This is a genomic window from Pseudomonas sp. Leaf58 (assembly GCF_003627215.1).
Lineage (GTDB): Bacteria > Pseudomonadota > Gammaproteobacteria > Pseudomonadales > Pseudomonadaceae > Aquipseudomonas.
This window is the reverse complement of record NZ_CP032678.1, coordinates 213,656-226,004: the sequence shown is the minus strand read 5'-3', so window position 1 is coordinate 226,004 and position 12,349 is coordinate 213,656. Positions and strand designations below refer to the sequence as shown.

Annotated in this window: 12 protein-coding genes; 9 read left to right on the top strand and 3 right to left on the bottom strand. The window is 55.0% G+C overall.

All coding sequences use genetic code 11. The annotated features are described in order from the left end of the window. Nucleotides 1-87 precede the first annotated feature (87 nt). Nucleotides 88-645 (bottom strand): hypothetical protein, encoded by a 558-nt coding sequence (locus DV532_RS26390; RefSeq protein ID WP_156675961.1) that lies wholly within the window; start codon nucleotides 643-645, stop codon nucleotides 88-90. Between the two features lie 71 nt (nucleotides 646-716). Continuing rightward, nucleotides 717-1,670 (bottom strand): hypothetical protein, encoded by a 954-nt coding sequence (locus tag DV532_RS26385; protein ID WP_156675962.1) that lies wholly within the window; start codon nucleotides 1,668-1,670, stop codon nucleotides 717-719. Nucleotides 1,671-1,720: 50 nt separating this feature from the next. On the opposite strand from DV532_RS26385, the gene DV532_RS26380 reads away from it, so the two are divergent. The 9 genes from DV532_RS26380 to DV532_RS26345 all read left to right on the top strand — a co-directional run bounded on the left by DV532_RS26380 (nucleotide 1,721) and on the right by DV532_RS26345 (nucleotide 10,746). Next, nucleotides 1,721-2,077: a hypothetical protein gene (locus DV532_RS26380; protein ID WP_056799492.1), complete on the top strand. Its 357-nt coding sequence runs from the start codon at nucleotides 1,721-1,723 to the stop codon at nucleotides 2,075-2,077. 40 nt (nucleotides 2,078-2,117) lie between these two features. Continuing rightward, nucleotides 2,118-2,459 carry a hypothetical protein gene (locus tag DV532_RS26375; RefSeq protein ID WP_056799495.1) on the top strand — a complete coding sequence of 114 codons (342 nt, stop codon included), beginning with the start codon at nucleotides 2,118-2,120 and terminating at the stop codon, nucleotides 2,457-2,459. Nucleotides 2,460-2,525: 66 nt separating this feature from the next. Then, on the top strand, nucleotides 2,526-3,122 hold the full coding sequence (locus DV532_RS26370; RefSeq protein WP_056799497.1) for a hypothetical protein: 597 nt from the start codon (nucleotides 2,526-2,528) through the stop codon (nucleotides 3,120-3,122). 742 nt (nucleotides 3,123-3,864) lie between these two features. Further along, entirely contained in the window at nucleotides 3,865-6,066 is a 2,202-nt protein-coding gene (locus DV532_RS30740; RefSeq protein ID WP_177413840.1) for a DUF4165 domain-containing protein, read from the top strand. A 131-nt stretch (nucleotides 6,067-6,197) separates the two neighbouring features. Then, nucleotides 6,198-7,922: an Ig-like domain-containing protein gene (locus tag DV532_RS30735; RefSeq protein WP_177413839.1), complete on the top strand. Its 1,725-nt coding sequence runs from the start codon at nucleotides 6,198-6,200 to the stop codon at nucleotides 7,920-7,922. A 538-nt stretch (nucleotides 7,923-8,460) separates the two neighbouring features. Continuing rightward, complete coding sequence (gene trxA / locus DV532_RS26360; RefSeq protein ID WP_056799504.1) at nucleotides 8,461-8,781, top strand: thioredoxin; 321 nt, start codon at nucleotides 8,461-8,463, stop codon at nucleotides 8,779-8,781. Nucleotides 8,782-8,800: 19 nt separating this feature from the next. Next, nucleotides 8,801-9,412: a hypothetical protein gene (locus DV532_RS26355; protein WP_056799507.1), complete on the top strand. Its 612-nt coding sequence runs from the start codon at nucleotides 8,801-8,803 to the stop codon at nucleotides 9,410-9,412. 142 nt (nucleotides 9,413-9,554) lie between these two features. Further along, entirely contained in the window at nucleotides 9,555-9,857 is a 303-nt protein-coding gene (locus DV532_RS26350; RefSeq protein WP_056799510.1) for a hypothetical protein, read from the top strand. A gap of 241 nt (nucleotides 9,858-10,098) precedes the next feature. After that, the gene (locus tag DV532_RS26345) at nucleotides 10,099-10,746 is read left to right on the top strand and encodes a hypothetical protein (RefSeq protein ID WP_056799513.1); all 648 of its coding nucleotides are present in this window, start codon (nucleotides 10,099-10,101) and stop codon (nucleotides 10,744-10,746) included. A 446-nt stretch (nucleotides 10,747-11,192) separates the two neighbouring features. Here DV532_RS26345 and DV532_RS26335 read toward each other — a convergent pair whose 3' ends face one another. Further along, a complete protein-coding gene (locus DV532_RS26335; RefSeq protein WP_156675963.1) occupies nucleotides 11,193-12,224 on the bottom strand; it encodes a hypothetical protein in 1,032 nt (343 codons plus the stop codon). Between the last annotated feature and the right edge of the window lie 125 nt (nucleotides 12,225-12,349).

Below are 12,349 nucleotides of genomic sequence, written 5' to 3'. Positions count from 1 at the left end.
GAAGTAGATGGCAATGCAACGCCAGGATCCCAATGGGTCTTTCACCCTGACTTGGCGAATGCACCGCCAAAATTGCTTGCCTACAAATCAGTGCCGCAATCCAATGTCATAATCGTCGGTCAGATGGCGAACTTCGGCAAATCGCTCAGAAGACTTGTGAATGTTGTGCATGTCGGCATCGCAGTTTTTTTCGCGGCGCAGTCCTTCAATGAACAAGAGCGCGTGAGGCCCGTTCGAGCCCATTTGAACAGTCGTCTGCCCATCCTGCTTGAGCACCTCGTAGTGCATCAATGGTAGAGTTGATGCGTAGAGGGCCTTGCTGATATCCGCATGCGCGGCAATTTTCAATGCCGTTGCTGCGTTGATCTGTGCCTGGAATCGCTCTGGCGTGAAGTGCTTCATGACTGGAAGCTCTTTGGCAATCTTCACCGCATCAAAGCCATGGACTTCCCGGATTGACTCGACTTGTCGTGTCAGCCATACCAAATAGCCGGCCACCGAGGCGAACTGCCCATGTTGCGGATGCTGGAAAGGACGATGGGCATAGATATCGAGGTCACGGCCCAACTGGGTTTGAGCGGCGCGCCCGATGTTAATGTGCGTAACGCCATCGTCTTCAGGGAACAGCGTGGTCAATTTGGTCATGTTCATCGCTCGCAAGTGCCTTTCAATGAAGTCTAGCGAATACGTCCCTGGCGGCGCAAAGCCTAAACCAATCAGAAGCCCAAGACGGACTCAAAGGCCTGGCGTTTGACCGCCTGTGGTGGAACTGCCTCTAGCGCATCGGTGATGCAGGGGGCGTCCAGGGCCAACAGCAGCTCCGGCTCGGGTACTCGCACGCCAATCAGGCGATCCGCCACATACAACCTCGCGGCCTCGACAGCATCCTCGGCGGTTTCGCAGTCATACCAATCACCACCCAGGGATTTTGGCGAGTCGATTTGCCACGCCCATCCTTCAATGCCCCTGGCAAGGAGTTCGGGTGTCCCGCGCTCGATGCGCAGCTTGGTCTGGATATCCACGAAATACAGGTAGGGGAAGATCAGGTACTCTTTAGGACTGATGTAGCGCTCGGCAATCTCGTTTAGAGACAGCTCACAAGCGTCATTAGGATGGGCGCTGTAGCCGTAGTCTTTGGTTACAAAACCACTGTTTGCGTAGTCCCAGACCATGAAGTCAGGCGCATCGGGGCGATCGTGCTCAGGGGCGTAGGAAATGCCGGCACCTAATTCACCCATGCTGCAAAATTTCACCATTTCCGGATCTGCGATGCCTGTTAGATCGATGGCTGGCACGCTGGTCAGCCCAAGCTCCAGGAACGAAAATCGCCTATGCTTGCCATCAAGAAATTGGTTATCAGCAACGATGATGGGCGGTGTTTGTTCTGGCGACATGCGCCTGGCGTACAGGGTGCCTCGGTCGTATTCGCACAGGGGCACAATGGGGATATCGGCCAGCCGGACGTCAATCACGGGCAGGTGCTCCGGAATTGCCGCATCACCTATCGGGGCGCCAATAAAATCGCTGATGAGCGTTTGCATATCAGGAGGCAGGTCTGAGAATTTGATCATGGCATTTTCCCGTTTTTCGGTGCAGCGTGCTGATGCTTCAATTGTTTCATGGTCGCGCTTAGCGAAGCCAGGGCCAGTGGTCGAAATAATCATTGCCATTTTGGCAATTTATGCTTAAATCGCCATTACGACCTTCTGAGGATTTAATCGTGGAACAAACCCCGCACAGCGACATCGAAAAAGCACTGCGCATTTCCGGCCCGGAAGATTTCTCCTACGATGGTGAGGGTGGTGTGATCTACATCACCGGCCACTACGCAGAAGCGATCATCGATCAGATGCACGGCTGCCTCCAATACCGGGATTATTTCAAGGGTAAGGAAGTGCGGGTGCGTCGCGGTAGTGGCCTGGAGGTCTGGTGTGATGGCGTCTATGTGGAAGCCCAGCCTGTGCGCCGGATCCTGCATGCCGCAGCGCGGCAGATCGGTCGCCAGTACGGCTTCAATCTCAAGACTATTGCGCCTGCGACGCTCTTTGAGTCCAACCGTTGGCTGACCGCCGCCTGATACACTATCCTGCCGTCACTTCTGCGCACTGGAGCTTGCCATGTCCCAAACAATGTTTCACATCGAGTCAGGCAGTCCTGAAGCGGCCACCATCCGCGCCGCCTATGAGATCATTTTGGGCTGCTTGAGCCTCTCTGAAGTGACCAAGAAACTGGATGTGGCCACAGTAGAGAAGATCGCAAAGCGCCTGAATGATCTTCTGCCTGGAGGCGACGCCTCAGGTGCGGGCGCCCCCGTCAAAACCATGGGCGCACTGTGGAGTATCGAGCAATCCCGACGCCTGCGTATCATCGACGCAATGGAGGGGGAAGGCCCACGAGTCGAGGTGTACAAGGCAGATCTTCGGGCACTGATGGAAGTTCAAGTGCCCGTGAAGCCTTGACGAGATTGCCTGTCCACTTCGACGCACATTGTTTGATAAGATTTGCCGACCATTCAGGAGATTCCCATGACATCAGCAACCCTCGCCCCCTGTCCTTGGCTTCAGAAGACCGCTGCGTTTCTGAATGAGATCGGGATCAAGGCTGTCGAGGTTGACCAGGTGGAGGGATTCCTGCCGAACTGTCGCATCACCCACGGCAGTATCGAGTATTCACGCGCTTGCGACGTCAGCGATCTGCTCCACGAGGCAGGTCACATCGCCACAGTGCCCGCCCAGTTCCGCAGCTACCTGGATGGCGATGTTGGGGTGGGTCAGAAGCGCATGCTGGACGAGATCGCGGCAATGGATCTGCACCCGGACGAAAGGCTGCATCGGGCTGCGATGCAATGCTCTGATCCAGAGGCCGCCGCTTGGGGCTGGGCTGTTGCAGATCACTTGGGCATCCCAGACGAGTTGCGCATTCTTGATCACCACTTTACCAACGATGGGGCGAGCCACAGGTTGTCGCTGGGCATGGGCCACCACATGGGGGTTCATGGTCTTTCGCACGGAGGCTTTTGTGTCACCCGACCTTCGCTGGAGAAGTACCTTGGGCGACCAGCCTTCCCTAGGCTGCTCTACTGGACACAGCCAGTCATCGAACGGGGTGACATGCGCCGGTAACCCTTGTCATCTGGAGCCTTGAAACATGAACAAAGCCCCACTCTACAACCTTTTCCAAACTGCTCGGGCTTGCAAACACGGTGACAAACCCCTTTCCCCCGCTGCTGCGCCAGGTCAACCGACTGCCCTATCACATGAGCCCTGATCCGGTGTTCCTCGCATTTGCTGAAAAGCACGCAAGCACCGTGCACCGGCTGCCATCTGCGATCGTGGCCGAGGCAAACGCACTGTCCCTTGACTTCGATGGCTACATCGAGCACCTGTGTGGGCGCTGAGGCAGGCCCATTTAGTGCTGGCGGATGTACCCTCCTGAAGGCACGCAGTTCTGCTTCGCAGAGGTATGCTTGACGCTGCTGCAGCGCTTAAGCATCTGCGCTCACTTCGGGCGCCGTGCCTCCCACGGCCCTACCATTTCGCGCTGAATTTCCAAGCATCCAGCATGGGTGACGCACCCTGTGTTTCCGATTATTTAATTCAAGATGCCTGGGGGCAAGTGCGCTGACCTTCAAGATCACTAAATTCAAATGCGTCCAATAATGTTGCGTATAAAGCTGAATATAAGTTGAGGTTTGGCGCATGCAGCCCCATACGCTTTGTATGTTTATTGGTTGCGGATGCCGTGTACTTTTCCAGGCCTCAATGCAATAATTCAAATATAGACATTGGTTGGCTCATTGAGAGCCGACAACGGCCAGTTCGACGCACATTGCTCCAGTGACTGGCCCCTGAAGAGGATTCTAGTGTGAAAGTCGCAGCTACGAAACTGTGCTCAATATTTCGGAATGCGTGGCTGGCCACTGCTGTAGCCGCCGCTTCCCTGGCAATGTCCCAGGCAGCACATGCAGACCTGGTCAAGTACAGTTACGTCAGTATCGCGGACGGCGCACGCAAGGATGTGGTCGCGACACAGGGGCTGGCCAACCCGAGCTCCGGAATCACCTTCATGGTCAGTGGCGGAATCGATCGCAAGCTGCGCATAGCGGTTACACGGTCAGGGTCTCAAACCCCCGCCTTCTCTAAGGAGAGTGGGAAGGTTCTGGGTGCGAGCGATGTGATCACTTACCAGGGAAAGAACTACTACGCCGAGGAGTTCGCCAGCCCTAAGCTGCCGGATGGTAGCTATCAGGTGACAACGGACATCCTTGCCAGCACCGGGGAAGTGGTCAAGACCGAGACGCTGCCATTGGTTATCGACACCACGGGCCCTGCACCAGGCACATTCGCCCCCCTTCCCTACACATGGGGCGGGCCAGTGCTTTCCGGCGATGTCTGGAAGCTCGGCATTGCCTCGGGAGACGCCCTGACGTACTCAAGCTTTGTCCTGAAAGACTTTTCGGATACTTCTGGCATCAGCAAGGTGGTTGCCAGGGTTTATCGGGAAACGGGTGTGCTGCACAAGGAATACAATGTCCTGTTCTCTGAGGCGGATAAAAAAGCATCGATTCAATACCGCACCGGCTTCTTCCCAAGCTCTGACCTCGACGAAGTGTTTGGTGTGGAATTTCTGGTGACGGACAAGGCTGGAAACACGACCACCACCAACCGCCAAAAGGTCATGTTCGATGACATTGGTAACGCCCCAACCGAACCATTTGGAGTCTATGACCCAAGCGCAACCACTACGCTCGCACCAGGGCTGACAGGCTTCGTGCCGTATGTCGCCGGGATGGCTGTGAAAACCAACCCTATCCGCCTGGCCTGGAAGATTCCGAAGAGCAATTGGAGTACTTATCGCTTGGGAGGGCTATCTTTCACCAACACTCTCGGTGAAAACAAGGTGGTAGGTGAAGACGCTGGCAATATATACCTAGTTGCTTCGCTTCCTTATCGGGCAGAGCAACTAAACTACGTCCGGTTTATCAATTTTGGGTCATCGGCTGGCAATGGAACCATTACTTATGATCTTGTTCTAGACGATGAAGCGCCGAAAACACCGGTCATAGAAAAAGTTGAGTACTACTTCAGCGACAAGGGTTGGATGATTCCTAATCGCGTAATTACACCGTCTGAACTTCCGGTGGAAATTACCCAGGTGCGCTATACAGTCGAGAAAAGGCCGTTCGCCCAGGTCACAAGCCATTATGGCACCTGCACAATTCCAGCAAATGAAACGCAGTGCGTAATCAGCACTTCAAAGATTCTCGCCAAAGGCACCGCGGGTTATATGGCTGATATTTTCGGGCTTAGAAGCTCGGACGGCGCCCTGGTTGCAACAAGAACCACCGCGCAAGTCGTGTGGAACGATCTCTACTACCCTGTTCTGAGCCACATCTACAACGAATCCTCAAAGATTCTTACGCTCAAAATTCAACAGCAAAAGCAAGGTGACTACAACAACCGACTGGGTCACAAGAGTGCCTGGCTTGAGGATAAAGGCGGTACGACACTTAACGTTAACAAAAAGCTGACTTCGAGCGTAGGTGAGTATTTCGAGTATGAGTTTGATCTCAAAACGCTGCCCGAGGGTGTCCATGACTTGGTGGCCGGAGCCGACGAAAAATTAGGGGCGGTGTCCAAGCTGCCATTGTTCAAGTTCGACAGCGATAGAACCAGCCCGGTTGTGACCGTGAGCAAAAATGGCTCAGATTCCATCGACACACTGGACAAGATCAGTTTCACTGTGGCTGACAACAAAGATCCAGCCCCCAAGATCCTGTCGGTGAATCTCAAAGGTGGCCCGGCAAATGAATCGATCGCCCTCTCCTACCGTAAAATCGACGCCACCACCTATGGGTTGGAATACCCCATTCTCTTCCCGTCCCTGAGCTCAGGCGAGGTATATACGCTGACTGTGACGGCTCAGGACAGCCAGCTAAACACGGGGGTGGGCTCGACCACCTTTATGTACAAGCCCGCCACTACCGGCATCGTTGATGCCGTGGAAGGGGTAATCAAAATTCCAGCGTGCCGGCGCAATTTGACCGAAAAGACGGGTCATTCCTGATCAGCAGTGAGCAACTGAAGCTGGCTGACGGCACGCCTGTAAGTGGTGTGTACAGTATCAGCGCGACCCTCAGGGCAGATGCGGTGACACCACTTACCATCGACGGAGTCAGCGTCAAGCCTGGTGCCACAGTGACACTCAAGCAACTGGACTTCACGCAGACAGCTGGCAAGATCTCCATCCCCGTTGTTCCTCAGCAGCATGGGGCTGTGGGCAACAATGGCGTGATCATCTCCACATCAGCACCAAATTCCCCTGTGGTGTACGCCAGCATCAATACCTGGATGCCCCAGGTGTCAATGGAAGTCGGTAATGAAAGCCCTGTGCAGGCAATAAGCGATATCCAGGTCAGGGTCAGCGCCCTGACTGGCAACAGCTGCCGGATCACCACCTCTGACGCAGTCGCTCGCGCAGCTGACCCCATTCTGGAGCCTATTTGTTTGCTGGAATGGACGGCTAAGCCGAAAGGGCTGGAGGAGCAAAGCTATGGGGATGGCAGTCTGCCCATGACGCAACTGGTTGGGCGCGCCCTGAATGTCGGCAAGCAACCAGTTGGCTATTCACTGTCGATCTATACCGCCAAGGGCAGCAAGATCCTGCTGAGCTCAGGCGAGCGTATGCTCGACGTGCAATCAGCGACAGCCACAGCTACATTCCGCCAATCCCTTGAAGGAAAGTCGGTGGTCAGGGCAATTGAGACAGCAAGCCTGACAATGCAGCAAGTGTCGGGCGAGAGCTGCTCCATCACAGGGGATGAGGCAGCTGCAAGGGCTGCAGGCGCAGCGCAAGGGGCGCTGGTGTGCCTTATACAGTTCACCCGAGTGCCAGACCAACTGCGCGTTTCATCTCGCACACCATTGGAGCTTACTGGCGTGTTTGCACGTTCTGGCGAGCTCCCGGTGGAATGGACTGCCTCTATCTTCGATAGTGCGGGCACCCAGGTCGTGTTGAGCCAGGGGCAATCGATCGTTAAGGTTGTCCACCCGACCGTGACTACCCGCCTCTCCTTTACCCTCAACGAAAGCTCTCAGACCTCCGTCACGCCGACTGAGGACATTGAAGAGGCCTGGGAGGCAAAAATCTACTCCGTGATTAGTGGGCCCGCCAAAGGCACGGTGGAAGTGCTTTCCACTGGCTTCAAGTACACCCCCGCAATCGGCTACACCGGCACGGACAGGTTCGCTTATCAAGTGACCGATGCTTCAGGTATGACCGCCGATGGAGAAGCACAGATCACAGTTGCGAAGTACAACTACCCACCAACCATGACGAGCGTCAGTATTCATACCCGTGAAAGCGCCTCCAGTATGCCAACAATACCGACTGTCGAAGACCTTAACGCCTGGGACAGTCATGTGTTTGAGGTTGTTCAGGAGGCGGCTCACGGGAAGATTGTCGTTACCGAAAATGGCCTTGTCTACACTCCCGACCCAGGCTTCTATGGCTCTGATTCGTTCCGATTCGTTGCAATCGACCAGGAGGGCTACTCCGTTGAGGGCCAGGGTTCGGTGATCGTCGACCAATACAACCTGGCGCCTATCGCCATTACACCACCAGAACTGCAGGTGTACGAAAGACGGGGTGGATCTGGCACGCTGCATGTCACAGACCCTAACTTGGGTGATACCCATACCCTGGAAGTGGTTGAACAACCTGCGCATGGATTTGTCACCCTGAAGGGCAAAGTGCTCAGCTATGTGACCACTGGAGACGCCAACACGTTTGTAGTCATAAGGGCGACCGATCAGGACGGACTCCACCTTGACCAAGCGGTGCAATTGAATTTTGTCCCCGCGCCAAAAGGTCGTAATATAATTCGCATACATGCTCCGATTTCTTTCATCGAATCAAATTAGTTCAGCAGCAACCCCTGATTATTGGTAAAGAGCACCCAATTATCAGGGGTTTTTCTGAAAAATTTCCCTCTGCTTTTCCCGCCCTTATAATATTTCATCTTCGCCGAAGGCGGCCTTATTTTGGACGACGAAGGAGTCCTATAATCGCTCCAATCCTGTCCAACCTTAGAATTTTATAATGCCCTTGATTTTATACAATGCCTTTGATTTCCTACAATGCTTTGCCGCTCCCTACACTGCAGGTGATTTTCTGAAGGAATGAAGTGGGCCCCAAACAGCTTTTTATTTCCAATCAGGATGGGTAGTAGTATCAATACCCCCATGCCAGTCCAAAGAACAGGTTTTTTGATCCCAAAACCAGTTTATAGCCTTCATGACAACCTTCCAGCATCCTCATTGCCTCATAACCCCCATCATTTCCTGGTCAACCTCCCCTTGCACAGCTCCTGTCGATGATGGTCATCAAAGGTGTTGATTTGAGGGTGGAAGATTGCTTGGTTAACGTGTAAATTGACACCACTCATAAGGAGCAGTACCCATGTCACGCACCATCAAAGTCACCCAAGAAAATTTTGAAGAAGTCGTTTTGAAGTCCAAGGTTCCAGTCCTGGTGGATTTCTGGGCCCCCTGGTGTGGCCCCTGCAAGATGATCGCCCCCATGCTTGACGAGATGTCTACCGAACGTGATGACCTGGTCATCGCCAAGATCGACATCAGCGAGGATGATAAGCTGGCGCAGAACTACGGCGTACGGGCCATTCCTACCTTCCTGGTCTTCAAGAACGGGGTTGTCGAAGGCACCAAAATCGGCGCCATGTCCCGCGCCCAGATGAAAGTTTTCCTCAGTGGTAAAATCTGACCTGTTCCCCGGAGCCTCTATGACCGACACCTTTGAAGATGACCCCCTGTTTGTGCATGACCCCATTCGTCCTGTCCGACCTGATGTCATCGGCGAGGTGGTGTTTATGCGCCGCTGGCAGGCCCTCCAGGACGCCGACGACAAACCAGAATATCTGGATGGGCGCAACTCGATCCTGCGCGACATCTTGGCCATGGCCCGTCACGAGACCACCCAGCGCGATGCCAGCGTCTGCGCCAGCCTGATTCGCTGGCTCGGTACCAACAACGGCAAGGCTTTCCTGGACGCCGCCGAAGACATGGTTGGAAAGCTGGCTGATCGCAAACGCGGGTTTGTTGCGGCCTGGGCGGTGGCCAACATCCGTGATCGGCAGTACAACCTGGGCCTGAACTGCGTCGATGCGGTCTTAGCGCCCGATCATGCCAGGCTGGGGGCGGCAGCCCTGGACACCGAGTGGCAGGCATCCGCTGACGACATCGACACGATCAACATGATGATCCAGTGGCTGGGCAGCCCACGCGGAGCTGAGTTCTTGGAGGGTTGCCGCAAAGAGATTGCTACCGAACTCGCGGCGGAACGCCAGCGACGCATGTCCGAGCACAATCAGAGTCGGGGACTGGAACCGTCGTAAGCCCTTGCTTGAGAATGGCTTGAGCCGCCAATCGGTTATCGATAATATTGCACAACTCAAAAGCCCTGCTCAAAAGCGGGGTTTTTGCTCACAAAAAACAATGCGTTTTTGATTTGCGCTGTCATTTTTCTGGAGGGGCCACATGCAAGCAATCGAACACCGTAGCCTGGAGTCGGTCATTTCAGCCGGCAGAGCAGAACTCAATGCCTACATGGCAGCCCTGCTGCTGCAGCCCAGGCTCCATACGGGCGATGCCGTCGTGGTGCCCAAGGATCGCCTGCGGCATTACATCCGCAGTGCCAAGGAGCAGCTGCGAGGTCGTCAAGGCACCGTGCAATACGATGCAGGCGTCAACCAATACATGGTTGCATTCGAGGCCACGGACGATCGCCCTGCCTTTGAAAAGGTCATTCCCCTGGCCAACCTGGAAAAAGTAAGCGACTGAGTCGGGGGGGTGTTTATGCCACCGATAGGCTGGAGCGTCAGCAGCACGTGTGTCAGTACTTGCGGCATGCATGCTCAGTGTAACTATCCATCTATTGGGCATTCGAATATTAGAAGATTAAACGTTTATTGGGCTTCGCGAATTAATTGATTTCCGGAATTTTAGGGCCAGGTGGCCGCCAAGGCTTAAGCAAAGGATTGATCTGGCTCAATTTTCCGGCAGAAAGGATTCCGGGCGCACCATGAACACTGATACTGTATTCAAAAAGAGAGTGTCGAGCATGAAATTAGTAGCGTGGGCCTTGCTGGCGATCAACCTTGTGTCTACGGCAGCGTCAGCAGAAAATATCATCCGTATCAGCGCGCCGATCAGGGCTACATCGGGCGAAGGCCCCGAAGATGCCTGGGTGCCTGCTGATCCCCTCACGTCGGAATGGCAGTTCTATGCGCTATTGAACTGTGATTTCACACCCACCGACAATGATCTTCCGCTGGGCGAATTTACACAGACCAAAACCTGCAGCCCGCTCTATACCCGAACGTCCCAGCCGAGGGAATACAACACCGTTTCGCACAAGTACCGGAATGTCGGGGAACTTGCAACCGAGGAGCGTTACGACCCCCGCGTCGTCAAGCCTGTCTCCCACGGCGAATGCCGGTACGACGTCAGTCCGGGAGGAAGGGGTAACTTCTGGCAAACCGGGGCCAAAACCGGAGGGATGGTCACCTGGAGTTGGGAGAACAAGGTCTATGAAATCTACGACGGCTACACTTCTTACATGGATTCGGACGGACAATGGGGACGGGGTAGGTTCATGGAGATGGCTGCAGATGGCATAACCTCGCTGTATGCCGCCTGCAGTATTGAGTACGAACCCTGGTCAGGATGAAGGCGGGGTCTATGCCCTGTTCGGCCTTTCCATCCAGTGCTTGTTATGCCACCAGCCACTGCCCTTTCGCGGGTAGAGGCTGTCGTAAACATGGTCGACCCGCAGCGAGCAGGCGTCTGCATGCTTGATCAGGCCCTGGGAGGGTGCCATAGCGCCACAGCAAGGGCACACCAGCCGATCGGTGGCGTACACCCCGTCTGCTGGCCTCGCCTTGGTCACCCGCTTGATGCCATTACCCCTATATCTAGGGCTCCTAGGTACCACCAACTCCGTCCGCCCAGGGCCGCCATGGCGGGTCAAAGTGACCTTGCCTTCAGCGACTAGCCGCTTGAGATCATCGTTGAGTGGCAGGCCCCCTTTGCAGTTGACCCACCGGCCATCCACCGATAATCGGATGATCCGCAGCAGGAACTCGCGGCGCAACTGACCCGCTGTCAGCCTATTGCTCATTTTGATTCACCATTGCCACTCTCCTTTTCAACCTCGACACCCAAGAACTCCGCCCACTTCTGGGCTGATTCTAAGGCATACTCAGGGTTTTCGTGGTAGACCGGGGTGATACGCCCCGTGTTGTCCCAGATCTTCGCATCCGAGGCCCTGGACGCATTCTCCAGGGTCACCCAGTGCGTCGTCCGATGGCTCTCCTTCATCTCTTGCACGAACACCCGGAAGCGAGGCTTGGGCACAGCCAGGAGGTTGACCGGGATCAGGGCTGCTTCTTGAAGGGCATCGCTGACGATCGTGACGGATTTGGCGTCTTGCGAGGTGCGGCGCACGCTCAGCAGCGCCTTTTCCATGCGTTCGATCCGCTTCAGCGCCTGTTCAAGTTCCGCCTGGGTCTTGGCAAGGGTTTGCTGACCCTTCAGCAGACCGCCACGCCAGCTGGCTCCCATCAAATCCTGCAAGCCAAACTCATGCTCGGTCAGCCTCTCGCCACCGTTGGCCCACCACTGCTCGAAGGACTGCTCGATGCCTGACTCAAGCTCATCGCCAACGTACTTTTCGACCCGCTTGAGGAAGTGCCAGGCGACACTGTGCTCGGGGAATTTGAAAGGCGAGTCTGGGTAGTTGGTGCTGGCAGCTGCCAAAAGCTCCTCAGCCGAACGGTAGCGATAGGGGTGCAGGTACAGCTTGTCCCCTAGGCGCAGCGGGCTACCGTTTTCGCCGAGTAGGATGTCTACGAACAGGCCCTCATCCCCCTGATCCACCTCGCCCACAGGCGTATTCCACTGGTGAGCGCCCAGGCTCCAGCCCAGACTCTGCAGACGTTGCTCGAATTCCTGCTGTGCGGCTGCAACCTGCGCCACCAATTCGGGCTTGCTGCTGTCAGAGGCTAAAGCTGCAGCCGTTCGCCACAACTCCGGGTGGAAGATGTCCAGGTGCGCGGCATCATAAAAACGCGCAACCCACTCGGGTTCATCCCTGATGACTGCGAGACTGGCAAGTGTGTTGAGCAGCTGAGTGCTGACAGGGTTCATGATCATGGCCTCGGGAAATTTACTGAAACCTTAATTGCCATTATGGCAATTGTCAATATACAGACAAACCACATAACTTGAATTTGAACCAGAAATTCCATATCGGTATATTGAATTAATTTTGA